Origin of the sequence: Streptomyces sp. NBC_01317 (assembly GCF_035961655.1) — a bacterium.
Lineage (GTDB): Bacteria > Actinomycetota > Actinomycetes > Streptomycetales > Streptomycetaceae > Streptomyces.
The window spans coordinates 347125-363256 of sequence record NZ_CP108393.1; the positions used below are offsets into that span (position 1 = coordinate 347125).

Here is a 16132-nt window from a genome sequence, read left to right on the forward strand (position 1 = left end):
GTACGAGCGGATCGCGGAACCAACACCAGGAAAGAGGTCGAGGATGACAACGGTCGCCCCCAGATCCGTGGACCCCGAGGTCGACGCGGTCAGGCACCACTACGAGGTGAGCAACGATTTCTACGCTCTCCTGCTGGGCCCGTCCATGATGTACTCCGGCGGCTACTGGGAGCCGGACGAGACGCTCGTCGGGGCCCTGGACGAGGCGCAGTTCCGCAAGCTCGACACGTTCGCCGAGCTGGCCGGCGCCAAGGACGCGGGCCGGGTGCTGGACATCGGCTGCGGCTGGGGCACCATGCTCAACCGGCTGACGACGGTCCACGGGGTGCGCGAGGCCGTCGGCCTGACCCTGAGCCGTACCCAGGAGGCGTTCATCACCGGCCTGGACAACCCGCGGATCACCACGCGGGTGGAGAGCTGGGCGGACCACACGACCGAAGAAAAGTACGACGCGGCGTTCTGCATCAACGCGCTGGAGCACTTCGTCTCCTCCAACCTGCCGCCGCGCGAGCGCACCAAGCGCTACCGCTTCTTCTTCAACCAGGTCTCCAAGGCGCTCAATCCGGGGGCGAAGTTCGTCCTGCACACGATGACCGCCGAGGCGCAGCCGATGAGCCGCGAGCTGCTCGCGGACCTCAAGTTCCTCCAGCGCAGCGAGTTCGAGGGGATGCACATCCCGCATCTGCACGAGCTGACCGCCGCCGCGGAGGGTCTCTTCGAGGTCGTGGAGATCGTCAACGAGCGGGAGTCCTTCGCCCAGGCGTGCCGCGCCTGGCTGGAGCGGCTGGCCGCGGACCGTGAGACCGCGGTCGCCCTTGAGGGCGAGGACGTGGTGGCCCGCTTCGAGCGCTACCTCGACATCTTCGCGTACACCCTCGAGGACAAGTTCTTCAACAACTTCCGCGTCACCATCGCGCGCAGGGGCTGAGGAGGCCACCGTGACGAGCATTCTCGAACCCGCCCACGGCGGCGGAGTGAGCGGTGAGGCGCGGGACGCGGCCGGCCGGGGGCCGACCCGTCATCTGCGGGTCGCGGTCATCGGCAGTGGCTTCTCGGGCCTGGGTACGGCCATCCGGCTGCTCCAGCAGGGCATCGACGACTTCCTGGTCTTCGAGCGGGCCGACGAGGTGGGCGGCACCTGGCGCGACAACTCCTACCCGGGGTGCGCCTGTGACGTGATGTCCCACCTGTACTCCTTCTCGTTCGCGCAGAACCCGCACTGGAAGAGCACGTTCGGCAAGCGCGACGAGCTGTACGCGTATCTGCGGGACTGCGCCGACCGGTTCGGGGTACGGCCGCACATCCGCTTCGGCCACGAGCTGATCGCCGCCCGCTGGGACGACGCGACCCGCCACTGGCACATCGAGACCTCGGGCGGGGAGTACACCGCTCAGGTCCTGGTCACCGGCACCGGGTATCTCAGTGAGCCGGCGCTGCCGGACATCCCGGGTCTCGCGGACTTCGAGGGGAAGGTCTTCCACTCCTCGCGCTGGGACCACGACCACGACCTGGCGGGCCGGCGCGTCGCCGTCATCGGCACGGGGGCCTCCGCCATCCAGTTCGTCCCGAAGATCCAGCCCGAGGTGGGGCACCTGGACCTCTACCAGCGCACTCCCCCGTGGGTCGGCCCGAAGAACGACAAGGCCACCAGCCCGCTCCAGGCGAAGCTGCTGCGCGGACTGCCCGGTTACCAGAACTTCCGGCGCAACTTCAACATGTGGGGCCGCGAGATCCTGGCCTTCGTGATGGCGCGTCCCAAGGTCGCCGGGAAGATGCAGAAGATGGCGTCGGACCATCTGAAGAAGAGCGTCGCCGATCCGGCGCTGCGCGAGCGGCTGACGCCCGACTACGTCATGGCGTGCAAGCGGCTGCTGTTCTCGAACACCTGGTACCCGGCGATCCAGCAGCCCAACGTCGAGCTCGTCACCGACGGGATCGACCACATCAGGGCCAAGTCGGTGGTGGGCAAGGACGGCCAGGAGCGCGAGGTCGACACCATCATCCTCGGTACGGGCTTCAAGGCCGTGGACCGGCCGGTCGCCGGGCGGATCTGGGGCCGGGGCGGCGTCCAGCTGCGGGAGGCCTGGAGCGGGGGCATGTCCGCGCACCGCGGCACCACCGTGGCCGGCTTCCCCAACCTCTTCATGCTGCTCGGCCCCAACACGACCCTCGGGCACTCCTCGCAGGTCGTGATGATCGAGGCCCAGATCGCCTACGTGCTCAGCGCGCTGAAGCAGATGGACCGGCGCGGCCTGTCCAGCGTGGAGGTCCGCGAGGAGGCGCAGGCGGCGTACAACACGGCGCTCGACGAGCGGCTCGACGGCACGGTGTGGAACGCCGGGAACTGCAAGAGCTGGTACCTCGACAGCAGCGGCCGCAACCCGTCGATCTGGCCGACGTACACCTGGCGGTTCCGCCGCCAGACCAAGCACTTCGATCTGGGCGAGTACCAGCTCGCCACCACTGTCGGCGCCGGAAGACCGGCTGTGAAGCACGTATGACGAACGGGAGAACGGACCAGATGAGCAACAGCACTCCTTCTCGGCGCAGGGTCCTGGGCGGGATCGCCGCCACCGCGGCCACCGTGGTGGGCTGGAACGCCACCACCCAGACGTGGGCGACCGCGGCGGAGTCCGGCCGGGGCCACGGCGGGCACGGCGGGCACGGCGGCCAGGTGTCCCCCGTACCGCCGCTGGACGGGACGCTGAAGACGTCCGGGGCCGAACTGGCGCCGTTCGGGCGGGACTTCGGCCGTCTGGTGACGGACGCCGTGCCGTGGGCGGTGCTGGTGCCCGGATCGGACCGGGACGTCGTCACGATGGTGAACTACGCCAGGGCGAACAACCTCAAGATCGCCGTCAACGGGCGCAGCGGCACCGGTGACGACATCGAGTCGCACTCCAGCTACGGCCAGGCCTCGGTCCGGGGCGGTATCTCGGTCGACGCGCGCGGTCTCGCGAAGATCTACAGCATCGGTTCGACCACGGCGACGGTGGGCGCGGGTGTCACCTGGGGCCAGCTGACGGACGCGGCGGCGCCGAAGGGCAAGATGCCGCCGGCGGTGCCGGACTACCTCCACCTGTCCATCGGCGGCACGCTGAGCGTCGGCGGGATCGGCGGTACGGCGGGCAAGTACGGCCTGCTCGTCGACACGGTCCGGTCTCTGGACGTCGTCACGGGCGCCGGCCAGCTGGTCACCACCTCGCCGACGGTCCGCCCCGACCTCTTCAACGCCGTCCTGGGCGGTGGCGGTCAGGTCGCCATCATCCTGCGCGCCACGGTGGACGTCGTCCCGCTCAAGGAGCGGGCGGTCATCTTCAGCCTGTACTACAACGACGTGGCGACCTACATGGCCGACTCGGAGAAGGTCCTGGCCGACGGCCGGTTCGAGGTCCAGGCGGGCGAGTTGCAGCGCACCCCGGACGACACGGGCTGGCGTTACAAGCTGGAGGTCGGGGCCGTCTACAACGGCACCGCCGTCCCGAACCGCGCGGCGCTGCTCGCGGGGCTGCGGGACAACCGGGCGGAGGCCGTCATCGAGGACATGGCGTACCGCGACTACAACTTCCGTCTCGACGCGGCGGAGGCGTACCTCAAGGAGACGGGGTACTGGTTCCAGCCGAAGCCCTGGCTGTCCATGTTCCTGCCCGCGTCCAAGGCCAAGCAGTTCCTCAAGATCGCCGAGGCCGAGCTGACGGCGAACGACCTGGGCGCCGGCTTCCTGCTGACGTACCCGTACCGCACGTCGAAGCTCAAGCGCCCGCTGGCCGTCCAGCCGAACGAGCCGGTCGCTTACCTCTTCGACCTGCTGCGCTTCCCCCACCCGGGCGAGCCGGACATCCAGGGGATGCTGGAGCAGAACCGGCGGCTGTACGACAAGGCCGTGGCGCTCGGCGCCAAGCGGTACCTGGTCGGCGCCGTCCCGAGGATGACGGAGGCGGACTGGAAGAAGCACTTCGGCAACCGCTACGCCGAGTTCTGCTCCGCGAAGCGGCGCTACGACCCGGCGGGCATCCTCACCCCCGGCCAGGGTTTCTTCGGCTGACCGACCGGGGGCGGGGTCTCTCCGCGGCTCCGCCCCTGCCCGCTCTTCCCGCTCTTTTCCTCGCACCGCACCGCACCGCACCGACCCCGCCCCGCTCCCCCATCCGCAGGACCGCACAGGGAGATCCCATGACCGGATACGACATCATCGACGAGGCGGTGGTCGGCGCCCCCGCGGACGCCGTCTGGGACGCGCTCGTCGCCGAGTTCCGCGGCGCCGCCGCCTGGTGGGTCCCGGCGAACACCTTCGAGACCGTGACCGGCGCGCCCGACGTCGTGGGGGGTGAGGTCGCGGTGACCGTCCACACCAAGGGCGTCGACAAGGGCGGGCTCAAGCTCCGCTTCACCTCGCGCACCCTGTCCGTGGACCCGGGCCGCCGGCTGGCGGTCGAATACGTCGACGGGGTCTTCCGCGGTCCTGCCACGTTTGTCCTGGAGCCGCTCGACGGCGGGGACCGTACCCGGGTGCGCATGCACTTCCAGGGCCGGCCGCACGGCAAGCTGAAGGTCATCTCCAAGCTCGCCGACATCGGCGCCGAGCACTCCAAGGCGACCCTCGCGGCCTTCGCGGCGCTGGACCGGCGGCTGGCCGGGGCCCGGGACGGCGCGTCCCGATGAGCGCCCTCACGAAGCTTCCCGCGGGCTCGCTCACCGAGGAGACGACGGTCCGCACCGACGACGGCGCCGCCCTCGCCGTCACCGTCCTCGGCCCCCTGAGCCCCGGGCCCGGCAGCGGGACCACGGTCGTGCTGGCGCACGGCTGGGCGGCGGGGCGCCGGGTCTGGGGCACGGTCGCCGACCGGCTGATCAGGGACGGCCACCGCGTGGTGCTGTACGACCAGCGCGGGCACGGCGCGTCCGGCCTCGGCACCGAGCCCATCTCGATCCGGCGGCTCGGCGCCGACCTGGCGGCCGTGCTGGGCGAGACGGGCTCGCGGGACGCGGTACTGGTCGGGCACTCGGGTGGCGGTTTCGCGGCGATGGAGTACGCCACCGCCGAGCCCTCCCTCGCGCGGCGGCTGCGCGGGCTGGTGCTGCTGGGCACCGCCGCGCACGACCAGGACACCCCGGACAGTGAAGTACGCATGATGGGCAGCGCGTTGTTCTCCCGGGCGCTGGCGCGGCCCGCGCTCGGCCGGCGGCTGCTGGGCCAGACGATGGGCAAGAAGGTCGACCCGTGCGCCCTGGAGGTCAACCGGCAGATGTTCGCGGCGGCGTCGCCTCAGGTGCGCGCGGACTGCTTCAGCTCGTCGCGCGGCATGGACCTGCGGGCGAAGCTGGCCGCCGTCACCACGCCCGCCGTGGTGCTGGCAGGGGAGAACGACCGGGTCATCGCTCCGGCGCTGGGCAAGGCGGTGGCGGCCTCGCTGCCGGACGCGCGGTTCGAACAGTTGCCGGGCGCGGGGCACATGCTGCCGCTGGAGCGTCCCGGAGATGTCGTACGGGCCGTGGCCGGGCTGCTGGCCCGACCCCGGCCGTGACGCCGTCCACCACCGTGATCGACGAGATCCTGCCTCCGGGCGTCAGGTCGGCCGAAGCGTTCGACGACCTGGCGCCCGCGCCGCTGTTTCCCGAGGAGGCCGCGCTGATGGCCGGCCGGTGGGAGCGGCGGCAGCGGCAGTTCGCGACCGCCCGCGCCTGTGCGCGCCGCTCGCTGTCCCAACTGGGCCTGGCGCCCGCGCCGTTGCTGCCGGGCGCGGGCGGTGCGCCGCAGTGGCCGGCGGGGGTGGTGGGGAGCATCACCCATTGCGACGGCTACCGGGCCGCGGTGGTGGCGAGGACCACCGACATCGCGGCGCTCGGCATCGACGCGGAGCCCGCCGAGCCGTTGCCGCCCGGGGTCCTCGGCCTGGTGACGTCGGACGGCGAGAGGGCGGTGGTGGAGCAACTGGCCGCCGCACAGCCGGGCGTGCCGTGGGACCGGCTGCTGTTCTCGGCGAAGGAAGCGGTGTACAAGGCGTGGTTCCCGGCGACGGGCCGGTGGCTGGGTTTCGCGGACGCCCGCGTCGAGCCGGCCGCCGACGGTACGTTCCTGGCGTGTCTGCACCCGGCGGACCCTCCCGTACACGCCCCTACGCATTACGCGGGGCGCTGGCTGGTGCGTGGGGAGCTGCTGCTGACGGCGGTGGCCCTGAGGGCCGTACGGCCCTCGCCGCTCCCCCCGGCCGGTCCGCTCGCCCCGGTCAGCGGTCCAGCACGACGATACGGGCCGGAGCGCCCTGCCGGTGCGCCGACGGGGACCCGCTGCCCTTCCTGAACTGCTGCGGGCTCACGCCCCGCACCCGCTTGAAGGCCGCGCTCAGCGCGAACGCCCCGCTGTAGCCCACCCGGCGCGCCACCGTGGCCACCGTCGCGTCCGGTTCCCTCAGCAGGTCCGCGGCGAGGGTGAGGCGCCAGCCCGTCAGGTACGCCATCGGGGGCTCTCCGACGAGGTGGGTGAAGTGGCGGGCGAGGCCCGCGCGCGAGACGCCGACGGTGTCGGCGAGCGACGCCACCGTCCAGGCCTTCCCGGGCTGTTCGTGGAGCAGCCGCAGCGCGGGACCCACCACGGGGTCGCTCTGCGCGCGGTACCACGCGGGCGCGCCGGACCCGGGGACCGCCAGCCAGGTGCGCAGCACACTGACGAGCAGCAGGTCCAACAGCCGGTCCAGGACCAGCTCCTGGCCGATCTCGTCCTTGCCGATCTCGTCGGCGAGCAGCGCCACGAGTGGGTTGGGTCCCGCCTCCGCGGGCCGTACGAGCAGGACCGGCAGCGCGGCCAGCAGACGCCGGCCGATCTCGCTGGGCGCCTGATACGTGCCGCTGAGCATGACCGAGGAGCCGGTCCTGCTGTCGTCGCCCCAGGTGCGTACCCCGAGGGCCATCGTCTCCGTGACGTCCTCGCCCTCGGTGGTGTTGCAGCGCTGTTCGGGTCCGACGACGATCTGGAGGGGCGTGTCGAGGTCGTCGGCGATGGTGTACGCGTCGGGGCCGCGCATCACGGCGACGTCCCCGGGACACAGCAGCACCGGGTCCCCGTTGTCGGGGATCACCCAGGCGTCGCCGCGCACCATGGTGACCACGGAGATCGGGGCCCGGTCCTCGACCCGGAGCGACCACGGCGGGTTGAAGACGGACTTGAGGAGGAACGCGCCGCGGGCCTTGGGACCTTCGAGGAGACCGGTCAGAGTGTCCATGTCATCACCTTAGACGACGCCGTATGAAAAGACACCGGTTCCACATGATCCGTCTCAACTCGGCACGCGGTGGGCGCGCCGGGTGGTATGCGCCCGCCCTCCTCGCGGGGGAACGAGAAGGAGGGCGGGCGCAGTTCGGGGGGGGAGAGAGAGAACGGCTCTCAGGCGCTCCGCGCCGGGCCCCTGCCGTGCAGGACCAGCGCGCGCCCGAGGGCGCCCAGGGCCGCCGTACAGGCCAGCGTGCGCGCGACGTTGGCGGACCGCCACGGCAGGTCGAATGCCTTCCGTACGGCCGCGAGGTCGGCGCCGGAGGATGAACCGGCCCGCGCCAGCCGCCTGTTGAGCGGCAGGTTCACGCACACGGTGACGGCGACCGAGAGCGCGTAGAGCGCGGTGGCCGCACCGGTCCAGCGCGCCGCCTCCGGCCGCTCCCGGCGCCGCTGGAGGACCGCCGCGAGCCCCGTGGCGAGGAACACCCCGAGGAACAGGAGCCCGAAGAGCCCGCTGTTGTCGAGGACCCCGTTGATCCGCCGCATCGCGGTCACGTACGCCTCGTCGTCCCGCCGGGCGAGGCGCGGCATGACCGACACGTCGAAGGCGAGGTAGAGACCCGCCATCAGTCCGGTGCCGATGGTCGCGGCGACGAGCACGGGGCGGGTCGCCAGGTCACGGGGGCGTACGGCCGCCGGTACGCCGGGGACCTCGGGGGGAACGGAGTGCATCGGGCTTCCTCTCAGGACGGGCGGGTGACCCCGGTGAGGGTCCGTTCGTAGCGCCGGCGCAGCACGGTGTTGCCGATGACCCGGACGGGCGGCGGGATGGTCGCGGCGACCTGCGCCACCGACCGCTTGTCCGCGCCGTCGAACATCCAGGGCTGGAGCGCCGTCATGACCTTGAGCGGGGCGCTGGCGATCACCTTCCGCTCGACCGCGAGGTACTCCTCGGGGGAGAGCCGCGCGAAGACGGGGAACGAGACCGCCTCCTCGTCCTTGAGGTGGTCCCTCAGCACGGAGTCGAAGCGGGTGGCCGCCTGCTCCACCGCGGCGGGGTCACCGCCGGGGCGCAGCACGGCCGAAACCGCCTCCATGGCCCGGTCGAGGACCGCGTGGTCCTCGCCGAGCAGCCGCGCCTCGGCGGCGAACTGCGGGGCCCTGGCGAGCAGTCCCGGCCACAGGACGTCGTCCTCGCTGCGGTGGTGCCAGTCGATGATGTCGCGCAGCTGCTGCCACCAGGCGCCGGCCGGCCCGAGCCCGGCGCGGGTCAGCAGGGGCGCGGCGGCCAGCAGCCGCCGGGCGTCGCGGCGCATCGCGATGTGCATCAGCGCGAACCCGTGGAAGTGACCGGGCAGGGAACCGAGGCCGTGCTCGCTCGACATGGGACTACTCATGGCCGCCTCCTCGTGGCTGATACGACTCGTCCGATACGTCTCGTCGTGGGCGTCGTCACGCGCCGGTGCGCGCGGCCCGCGGTCGCGGCCCGCTCGGTGCGGGCCGCGACCACAGGACGGTGTGACGCGAGGTCAGACGTTCCACACGCCGGTGGCGGCGGCGTCCCTGGCGTAGTCGGAGAAGTCGCGGGCCTTGCGGCCCAGGGCCTCCTCCACGCCGTTCACGACGTGCGCGTTGCGGCCGTCGAGGATGAGGCCGAAGAGGTCGGCGAACTCGACCGGCAGCCCGTTCTCCGCCAGGACGGCGCGGTAGTCGTCAAGGGCGACCGGGATGTACGTGATCTCCCGCCCGGTGGCCTTGGACAGCTCCTGGGCCACGTCCTGGAAGCTCAGCAGCCGGGGCCCGGAGAGTTCGTAGGTCTTGCCGATGTGCTTCGGGTCGGTCAGCGCGGCGGTGACCACGTCCGCGATGTCGTCGGCGTCCGTGAACGGCTCGACGGCGTCACCGGTCGGCAGGGCCAGCTCACCGGAGAGGACGGGGTCCAGGAAGAAGCTCTCGCTGAAGTTCTGGTTGAACCAGCTCGACCGCACGATCGTCCAGTCGGCGCCGGAGTCCTTCAGCTTGTTCTCGCTGACCTGCGCGCCCTCCTCGCCGCGCCCGGAGAGCAGCACCAGCCGACGGGCGCCCCGCTCGACGGCGAACGCGGAGAAGGCCTCGACGGCCTCGGCCGCGCCGGGGAAGGCGAGGTCGGGGTAGTACGTGACGTAGACGGCTCCCACGCCTTCCAGCGCGCCCTCCCAGGTGGCGGGTTCTTCCCAGACGAAGGGCCGGTCGGCGTTGCGCGAACCGACGCGTACGGGGAGATCCAGCGCGGCGAGCCGCTCGGCGACTCTGCGGCCGGTCTTGCCGGTGCCGCCGATGACGAGTGTCGTCTTCTTGTCTGCCTGGGTGTCCTGCGTGGTCTGTGTCATGGCTCCAGTCAAGTGCACCCGGCTGAGACGGTACATAGCCGCAAAGCTCAGTTCCATACGCGTGCGTCCAACATCCCGCGCTCAGGAACTGCCCAGCCCCCCGCAGACGTTGATCGCCTGGCCGGTGACGGACGCGGCGCCCTCGCTCGCGAGGAAGCCGACCAGGCTCGCCACCTCCTCGGCGGTGGTGTAGCGGCCGAGCGGGATCTTCGCCTCGAACTGCTCCTGGACGAACTCCTCGGTGGTGTCCCAGGCGGCGGCGTACCCCTGTCTGACCTGTTCGGCCATCGGGGTCTCCACATAGCCGGGACAGACCGCGTTCACGGTGACCCCGGCCGGCGCCAGCTCCTTGCCGAGCGACCGGGTGAAGCCGACCACTCCGTGCTTGGACGCGGAGTACGGGGAGCCCAGCAGGACGCCCTGCTTCCCGGCGACCGAGGCGATGTTGATGATGCGGCCGTGGCCGGCCTCCATCAGGCCGCCGCTGCGCAGCACTTCACGGGTGAGCAGGAAGACACCGTTGAGATTGGTGTCGATCACGTCGTACCAGAGTTCGTCGGTCATCTCGGCGAGCGGGCCGCCACCACCCCGGCCCGCGTTGTTCACCAGGACGTTCACCGGACCGAACTCCCCTACCACCGCGGCCACCAGAGCGGCGACCGACCTCCGGTCCCGTACGTCGGCCGCCGCGCCTTCGGCGCGCAGCCCCTCCGCGCGGAGATCCTCGACCGTCTGCTTGACGTGGTGCGCGGTGCGCGCGCAGACAAAGACACGATGTCCCCGCCGCCCCAGTTCCCGCGCTATGGCCAGGCCTATTCCCCGGGTCGCACCGGTGATCAGGGCGACCGGGCCGGCCAGCGCCCCCATCGCTCCCGGCCGGTGCCCGGCCCCCCGTACCTGAATTCCCACGGCTTCCCTCCGCGTCGTCGAATCTCCGTCGGACAACCGCTCTTCGACTCGGAGACGTTATCCGCGCAGGGATCGCTTTCCTTGAATTCTTGAGTACCTGTCGAGCACGTCTCCATGCTTTCGACCAGGGCACCCACCCATTCCACGCACCCGCCGGACAGCGCCGACAACCCAGAATTCCCTGTCGGCATATGCCGTTCACTTACACGCCGGAAACATTTATCGCGGGCGCGCGCCGGGGTCGTACTCAGCTCACCCGGACGAGCGGTTCGCGGGAGGTCTCCGCCGGGGCCGCCTCGGGGCCCGCCATCAGGATCGAACGCTGGAGCCGCCGGACGCCCGCGGAGGGCTCCAGGCCCAACTCCTTGACCAGCGTCGAGCGCAGCCGCTGATAGACGCTCAGCGCCTCGCCCCGGCGGCCGGAACGGTGGAGGGCGAGCATGAACTGGCCGTGCAGGTTCTCGTGGGTGCGGTAGCGGCTGACCAGCACGGTCAGTTCGGCGAGCAGCTCGCGGTGCCGGCCCAGCCGCAGGTCCGCCTCGATGCGCTGGTCGAGCGCGCACAGGCGCGACTCCTCCAGGCGCTTGATCTCCATGTCGAGCTGCGCCCCGCACTGGACGTCGGCGAAGGGCGGGCCCGTCCACAGGGCGAGCGCTTCCCTCAACTGCCGGGCGGCGCGCGGGTAGTCGCCGGCGTCGGCCGCCCGGTACCCGAGCCCGGCGAGCCGGTCGAACTCCTTGACGTCGCTCGTCCCGCCGCCGGTGTCGAGCCGGTAGCCGCCGGGGAGCGTGATCAGGATGTCCTTGGCGGTACGCTCGCCCCCGCCCTCCGGCTCGGCCTTGAGTGCCGTCGCTATCAGGGACCGCAGCTGGAGGACGTACGTCTGGAGGGTCGTCCTGGCACTGCGCGGGGGCTCGCCCGCCCACAGCTCCTCGATCAGCGCGGCCACCGGCACCACCTGGTCCGCGTGGAGGGCCAGGACGGCGAGCACCTGACGGGGCTTGGGCGCCGTCGGAGTGATCGATTTCCCGTTCTGTCTCACAGCCAATGCGCCCAGTACGTCGATGTCCACGCGTCTCCCCTATCCCTGCAAGGTGAAGTCAGTGCCGTTCGAGGCCGCTCACGGGGTGCGATTGCTGCGCATGGATTCAAAAACAGGACAGACGGTTTGTCAATATCAAACCGTCCAGACTGTTTTTTGTTAACGCTGTGTACACCAACCTCGCCCCTTCGTCACCGTACGGGCGGAAATCGGTCAGCGCGCGCCCGTCACACGGGCTCCTCGACCGGCATTCCGGGCGCACCGACAACACAGCGGGAGCCGCAGGTCACCACTGTGTCCAGCGCGTCCCGCGCCGCCAGTCTCGGCAGCATCAGCTCCCAGAACCCGGTCAGCGTACGCTGAGAGATCCAGTCCTTGTCGTCCCTTGAGCCAAGTACCTGGAAACCGACCGTCGCAGCCACGATCGCGCCCACCGCGTCGTCGTGCGACACCCCGTCGGCCAGAGCGCCCTGAGCCGCCGCCCGCTGTAGTACGGTCTCGATCCAGGACCGCCACTCACGCCGCAGATCGACGCCGCCGACGCGGGAGATGTCGCCGCTCAGCTCGAATCCGGCGCGGACGACCACATCGTCGTCGAGTCCGCACATCAGTGCGTGGGTACTGTCCACCAGAAGCTGGAGAGCGGCGGGCCCGTCGGCACCCGCCACGACGGTGAGCCGCCGCACCCGCCGCACGGCCTCTTCCTCGACCCCGCCGGCCAGGGCGCTCTTGCTGTCGAAGTGGAAATGCAGGGCCCCGTTGCTCACCCCGGCCCGGCGGCTGATCGCCGTGAGTGAGGCGGACACAAATCCTTCCTCCGCGAAGACCTCCGCGGCGGCGAGGATCAACGACCGCCGGGTACGGGCGGCGCGCTCCTGCTTGACCATCAACATCTCCAAGGTGTCGGGAGGACCGGCAGCGACGCGCACGTTGCGGCACGACATTAACAAACCGCCGGGGCGGTTTGTATATGGAATACACAACTCCGCCAGCTGAAGGCGCTCCTGGTCGGCCACCGGCTCAAGGCCCGCTCAAGATTGGCCGGAGAACATCTGGAGATCCACTCGACCGAATGAACCATGCCTGGACGCCAGTTCGCCAGTGACACGTGTGTTCTTACGCTTACTCGGCGTGGCGACCCAGTATTTACGTGGAAGCCGCCCAGAAGCCTGTCGACTATACCGGTCGGTATGTATATTTCCCGCTTCGGGGGAGCTGTACCGCTCTCGTCCTTCACCCGTGATCCGTGCTCCTTGGGGAGGCTCCATGTCCGAAACGACATTCCGGATGAACGACACGTCCGGCTCCGCCGGTCTCTACGGCCCGTCCCGCCCGTCCGGCCCGCCGGCACCACCGCTGACCACCACGGTTCCGAAGGAGTTCGTGCACCGCGCGGCGGTGGCGGAGGTCCTGCTCACCGGCTGGCGCCGCGTCGACGCCACGCACTTCGCCGTGACGGCCCAGTGGCCCCGGCTGCACGGCTTCTACAGCGCCGTCCTCGGCCGGCACGACCCGCTGCTCACGGCGGAAACCATTCGTCAGGTCGGTTCCCTGCTGTCCCACGCCGAGTTCGGCGTGCCTCTGGGGCATCAGTTCCTCATGCGGGACCTGTCGTTCACCGTCGACCCGCGGCACCTCGCGGTGACCGGGGTCCCCGCGGACCTCGAACTCGACGTCCGCTGCTCGGAGATACGCAGACGCGGCTCCGAACTGGCCTCGATGCGCTACGAGGCCGTGGTCCACCGGGACGGCCAGATCGTCGCCACCGGGGGCGCGTCCTTCGCGTGCGCCTCCCCCGCCGTCTACCGGCGCCTGCGGGGCGGGCGGGCCGGTACGGAGTCCTCGGCACACCGGCACCCGCTGGGGACACCCGTACCGCCGCCGGACGTCGGCCGCTCCGCGCCGTTCGACGTGGTGCTCTCCCCGACCGACGACGGCGCCGGCGTATGGCAGCTGCGCACCGACACCACCCACCCGGTGCTCTTCGACCACCCGGTCGACCACATACCGGGCATGCTGCTGCTCGAAGCGGCCCGGCAGGCCACTCTGGTGACGCTGGGCGCGGGAGACCGCGTCCTGACCAGCTTCACCGGCTCGTTCGACCGTTACGCGGAGCTGGACCTCCCGTGCCGGGTCGAGGCCCGGGTCCTGCCCGAGGACTTCGCGGGCCTGGCGTCGGTCCTGGTGACCGGCCATCAGGAGGGTGAGCAGGTCTTCAGCTGCGTGGTGAGCGCGTCCAGGGACTGACGTCCCGGCCGGGCAGGGGGCGTACCGCCGCGTGTTCCTCCACCTCGTCCAGGTAGAGGGCGGCACGCGCCGCCGCGTCCGCGCGCTGCGCGGGAGGCACCCCGCGCAGCGCGCGCCGCCGCGATCCCCGGGTGAGCAGGTCCGGGGACAGGCCGGTCTCCGGGGACAGCAGGAAGGCGCGGGCCCGGTCCCGTACCCCGCGCCGCAGGACGAGGTAGAAGCCGAGGGCGACCAGGAAGTTGAGGACCGCCTTGCCCGCGATGCCCGCGACGGACTGGAGGAACGGCGAGTCGAAGAACCAGTGCATGCCCATCGCCGTCAGCAGGCAGAGCAGGGCCGCGAGGTGGCGCCGCGGCGCCGGCGGGGAGCGGTGGGCGAGCAGGATCCCGACCCCGGTGCCCGCCACCGCCGTCATGGCCCAGTGCGAGCCGATGCCTGTGAGCACCACCCGGGTGGTGAAGGACTGGCCGACGGCGGCGCCCTCGTCGATCCCCCCGGCGATCACGAGGGAGTTCATCGCGAAGGTCCAGTTCTCGACGACCTGGAAGCCCAGTCCGGTGAAGGCGCCCAGGAAGAAGCCGTCCAGCGGCCCGCGGACCAGCCGCCGCGACCCGAGGGCGATCAGCAGCACACCGGACACCTTGAGGAGTTCCTCGTTCAGCGGGGCCGTGAGGGCCGCGCCCCAGCGCGAGCCGAAGTCGATCCCGCCGGTCTTGAACCAGACCCCCTGGAGTCCGGTGTTGGCCACGATGGCGCTGCCCGTCGCCGCGGTGCCGCCCCAGGCGACGCCGCTCCAGGCCCAGGGGCGGGACGGCGGCCGGACGGGGCGCGCCTGTTCCAAAATGCCCACCCCGACGAGGACGGTGAGCAGCAGCAGCGCCGCGGCCAGCAGGGCGGAGCCGGGGAAGACCCGGACGAGGCCCGAGAAGTCGTAGAGGATCAGCGCCGCGCCGGCCGCGCAGAGGACGGCCCACATCAGGCCCACGACCCTGCGCCCGGCGGACGCGCCGAGGGTGGTCACCGGGGTGTGTCCGCGCCGTGGGCTCGTTCGCCCGGAGGGCGGGGCGCGCGTGCCCGGTGTCGCGAGCCGGACACCACTTCGCGGACCCGCGCCGGGGCCGGGCTCACAGGACGCCCCCGGGGAAGGCGACCTCGCGGGCCTGCGCGAGCCCGTCCGCCAGGGCGTCGGGGTCCGCGTCCGGCTCCGCCAGTACGGTGATCTCGACGGCGTAGTCCTGCCCCGGCGACACCCACACGGCGGCCCGGCCCGCGCGGCCGCCCCTGCGCAGCGTCCCGGTCGCGCCCGGTGCTCCCCCGGCACTGGTGGCCCGGGTCGGCGCGCCCAGCACGATGTCGCTGTCCACCGCCGACTGGATCCTGCGCAGCCCCGGCCACAGCTCCCCGGCGTCGGCGGTGGTGGTGACGGGGACGGCGACGTAACTCGCGACGAAGTCGACACCGTCGCGCGACAGGGACAGGCCGCTGCCGGAGTCGCTCCCCGCCTTGCTCAGCTGCCAGCCCCCGCCCACCACCCGCAGGACGAGCGTGTCGTCGCCCGGCCCCAGCACCAGCTCCGTGTTGTCCCGTACGGGCTCGTCGTCGTCGAGGGCGCCGTCGATCAGCGACCAGCCGACGGTCAGCGCCAGCACGACGCACAGGACCCCCGCGACGGCCCACCGCGTCGGCCGGGACGGCCGCGCGGGCGGGTGTCGCGTGACCGGTGCGTCCGCCATGCCTCTGTGCCCGTACCCGTCGTCCCCTAGACCGCTTCCTTCCGGGCGTCGTGCCGCAGGGGCGTGAGCTGCTGGATGTCGTAGCGCACGCGCAGCTCGTTGACGGCGTCGGGGTCCGGTGCGCCCTCCTGCTTGAGGATGTCGAGCAGTTCCTCGAAGTACCGCTCGTGGTCCGTGGGCGGGGACGACTGGAAGAACATGCGCGCGGGTCCGTCGCCGGCGTTGGCGAACGCGTGCGGGCAGCCCGGCGGGACGACGATGACCGTGCCGGGCGTCGCCCGTACGACCGTGCGGCCCGACGCGGACTCCCAGTGCCGCCAGTCCTCGCTGAGCACCCGTGGTTCGAACGCCAGCACGTCCAGCTCGCCGTCGAGGACGTAGAACAGCTCCTCGCTGTGCGCGTGCCGGTGCGCGCCCACGTCGAAGCCCGGCGGGACGACGACCTCGAAGCTGGAGGAGACCCGGGAGTGTTCGCCGGTGACCTTGAAGGTCACCTCCTGGGAGGCGGTACGGACGGTCGTGCCCCCGCCCGGCGGGACGACCAGGCCTTCGGTGCGCGCGAGCCCGGCCCGCTGGGTCATCAGGGTCATGCGGTCCTCCGGAAAGAGACGGAAGGGAAAGG

At 71.5% G+C, this 16132-nt stretch carries 17 protein-coding genes; 7 read left to right on the forward strand and 10 right to left on the reverse strand.

Features of this window, described 5'->3' with window-relative positions:
• Positions 1-43 precede the first annotated feature (43 nt).
• The 6 genes from OG349_RS01370 to OG349_RS01395 all read left to right on the forward strand — a co-directional run bounded on the left by OG349_RS01370 (position 44) and on the right by OG349_RS01395 (position 6301).
• Positions 44-928 carry a class I SAM-dependent methyltransferase gene (locus OG349_RS01370; RefSeq protein ID WP_327232788.1) on the forward strand — a complete coding sequence of 295 codons (885 nt, stop codon included), beginning with the start codon at positions 44-46 and terminating at the stop codon, positions 926-928.
• Between the two features lie 10 nt (positions 929-938).
• A complete protein-coding gene (locus OG349_RS01375) occupies positions 939-2501 on the forward strand; it encodes a flavin-containing monooxygenase (RefSeq protein ID WP_327232789.1) in 1563 nt (520 codons plus the stop codon).
• A 20-nt stretch (positions 2502-2521) separates the two neighbouring features.
• Complete coding sequence (locus OG349_RS01380; protein ID WP_327232790.1) at positions 2522-4045, forward strand: FAD-binding protein; 1524 nt, start codon at positions 2522-2524, stop codon at positions 4043-4045.
• A 128-nt stretch (positions 4046-4173) separates the two neighbouring features.
• Entirely contained in the window at positions 4174-4662 is a 489-nt protein-coding gene (locus tag OG349_RS01385; protein WP_327232791.1) for an SRPBCC family protein, read from the forward strand.
• The gene (locus OG349_RS01390; protein WP_327232792.1) at positions 4659-5525 is read left to right on the forward strand and encodes an alpha/beta fold hydrolase; all 867 of its coding nucleotides are present in this window, start codon (positions 4659-4661) and stop codon (positions 5523-5525) included. Before OG349_RS01385 ends, OG349_RS01390 begins: the two co-directional genes overlap by 4 nt.
• A complete protein-coding gene (locus OG349_RS01395) occupies positions 5522-6301 on the forward strand; it encodes a 4'-phosphopantetheinyl transferase family protein (RefSeq protein WP_327232793.1) in 780 nt (259 codons plus the stop codon). Before OG349_RS01390 ends, OG349_RS01395 begins: the two co-directional genes overlap by 4 nt.
• Here OG349_RS01395 and OG349_RS01400 read toward each other — a convergent pair.
• From OG349_RS01400 to OG349_RS01430, 7 genes are all read right to left on the reverse strand, one after another.
• Positions 6228-7220: an AraC family transcriptional regulator gene (locus tag OG349_RS01400; protein ID WP_327232794.1), complete on the reverse strand. Its 993-nt coding sequence runs from the start codon at positions 7218-7220 to the stop codon at positions 6228-6230. The two genes, OG349_RS01395 and OG349_RS01400, sit on opposite strands and share 74 nt — an antisense overlap.
• Positions 7221-7381: 161 nt before the next feature.
• The gene (locus OG349_RS01405; RefSeq protein WP_327232795.1) at positions 7382-7942 is read right to left on the reverse strand and encodes an anthrone oxygenase family protein; all 561 of its coding nucleotides are present in this window, start codon (positions 7940-7942) and stop codon (positions 7382-7384) included.
• A gap of 11 nt (positions 7943-7953) precedes the next feature.
• Complete coding sequence (locus OG349_RS01410) at positions 7954-8607, reverse strand: hemerythrin domain-containing protein (protein WP_327232796.1); 654 nt, start codon at positions 8605-8607, stop codon at positions 7954-7956.
• A gap of 132 nt (positions 8608-8739) precedes the next feature.
• Positions 8740-9579, reverse strand: coding sequence for an NmrA family NAD(P)-binding protein (locus OG349_RS01415; RefSeq protein ID WP_327232797.1), 840 nt, complete (start codon positions 9577-9579; stop codon positions 8740-8742).
• An 81-nt stretch (positions 9580-9660) separates the two neighbouring features.
• Positions 9661-10446 (reverse strand): 3-oxoacyl-ACP reductase FabG, encoded by a 786-nt coding sequence (gene fabG / locus OG349_RS01420; protein WP_327238404.1) that lies wholly within the window; start codon positions 10444-10446, stop codon positions 9661-9663.
• Between the two features lie 289 nt (positions 10447-10735).
• The gene (locus tag OG349_RS01425) at positions 10736-11560 is read right to left on the reverse strand and encodes an AfsR/SARP family transcriptional regulator (protein WP_327232798.1); all 825 of its coding nucleotides are present in this window, start codon (positions 11558-11560) and stop codon (positions 10736-10738) included.
• A gap of 197 nt (positions 11561-11757) precedes the next feature.
• A complete protein-coding gene (locus OG349_RS01430) occupies positions 11758-12417 on the reverse strand; it encodes a ScbR family autoregulator-binding transcription factor (RefSeq protein ID WP_327232799.1) in 660 nt (219 codons plus the stop codon).
• A gap of 379 nt (positions 12418-12796) precedes the next feature.
• Between OG349_RS01430 and OG349_RS01435 the strand changes: the two genes are divergently transcribed.
• On the forward strand, positions 12797-13777 hold the full coding sequence (locus tag OG349_RS01435; protein ID WP_327232800.1) for a ScbA/BarX family gamma-butyrolactone biosynthesis protein: 981 nt from the start codon (positions 12797-12799) through the stop codon (positions 13775-13777).
• On the opposite strand, the gene OG349_RS01440 is transcribed toward OG349_RS01435, so the two are convergent.
• From OG349_RS01440 to OG349_RS01450, 3 genes are all read right to left on the reverse strand, one after another.
• Complete coding sequence (locus OG349_RS01440; RefSeq protein ID WP_327232801.1) at positions 13746-14798, reverse strand: PrsW family intramembrane metalloprotease; 1053 nt, start codon at positions 14796-14798, stop codon at positions 13746-13748. The two genes, OG349_RS01435 and OG349_RS01440, sit on opposite strands and share 32 nt — an antisense overlap.
• Before the next feature lie 103 nt (positions 14799-14901).
• Positions 14902-15510: a hypothetical protein gene (locus OG349_RS01445; protein ID WP_327232802.1), complete on the reverse strand. Its 609-nt coding sequence runs from the start codon at positions 15508-15510 to the stop codon at positions 14902-14904.
• A 26-nt stretch (positions 15511-15536) separates the two neighbouring features.
• A complete protein-coding gene (locus OG349_RS01450; protein ID WP_327232803.1) occupies positions 15537-16100 on the reverse strand; it encodes a cupin domain-containing protein in 564 nt (187 codons plus the stop codon).
• Between the last annotated feature and the right edge of the window lie 32 nt (positions 16101-16132).

What these genes read in the sequence shown, in the direction of transcription:
- OG349_RS01370 (WP_327232788.1), top strand. Translation starts at nt 44, where the DNA reads ATGACAACGGTCGCCCCCAGATCCGTGGACCCCGAGGTCGACGCGGTC.
- OG349_RS01380 (WP_327232790.1), top strand. Translation starts at nt 2,522, where the DNA reads ATGAGCAACAGCACTCCTTCTCGGCGCAGGGTCCTGGGCGGGATCGCC.
- OG349_RS01385 (WP_327232791.1), top strand. Translation starts at nt 4,174, where the DNA reads ATGACCGGATACGACATCATCGACGAGGCGGTGGTCGGCGCCCCCGCG.
- OG349_RS01390 (WP_327232792.1), top strand. Translation starts at nt 4,659, where the DNA reads ATGAGCGCCCTCACGAAGCTTCCCGCGGGCTCGCTCACCGAGGAGACG.
- OG349_RS01400 (WP_327232794.1), bottom strand. Translation starts at nt 7,220, where the DNA reads ATGGACACTCTGACCGGTCTCCTCGAAGGTCCCAAGGCCCGCGGCGCG.
- OG349_RS01405 (WP_327232795.1), bottom strand. Translation starts at nt 7,942, where the DNA reads ATGCACTCCGTTCCCCCCGAGGTCCCCGGCGTACCGGCGGCCGTACGC.
- OG349_RS01410 (WP_327232796.1), bottom strand. Translation starts at nt 8,607, where the DNA reads ATGAGTAGTCCCATGTCGAGCGAGCACGGCCTCGGTTCCCTGCCCGGT.
- OG349_RS01415 (WP_327232797.1), bottom strand. Translation starts at nt 9,579, where the DNA reads ATGACACAGACCACGCAGGACACCCAGGCAGACAAGAAGACGACACTC.
- fabG (WP_327238404.1), bottom strand. Translation starts at nt 10,446, where the DNA reads ATGGGGGCGCTGGCCGGCCCGGTCGCCCTGATCACCGGTGCGACCCGG.
- OG349_RS01430 (WP_327232799.1), bottom strand. Translation starts at nt 12,417, where the DNA reads ATGGTCAAGCAGGAGCGCGCCGCCCGTACCCGGCGGTCGTTGATCCTC.
- OG349_RS01435 (WP_327232800.1), top strand. Translation starts at nt 12,797, where the DNA reads ATGTCCGAAACGACATTCCGGATGAACGACACGTCCGGCTCCGCCGGT.
- OG349_RS01445 (WP_327232802.1), bottom strand. Translation starts at nt 15,510, where the DNA reads ATGGCGGACGCACCGGTCACGCGACACCCGCCCGCGCGGCCGTCCCGG.
- OG349_RS01450 (WP_327232803.1), bottom strand. Translation starts at nt 16,100, where the DNA reads ATGACCCTGATGACCCAGCGGGCCGGGCTCGCGCGCACCGAAGGCCTG.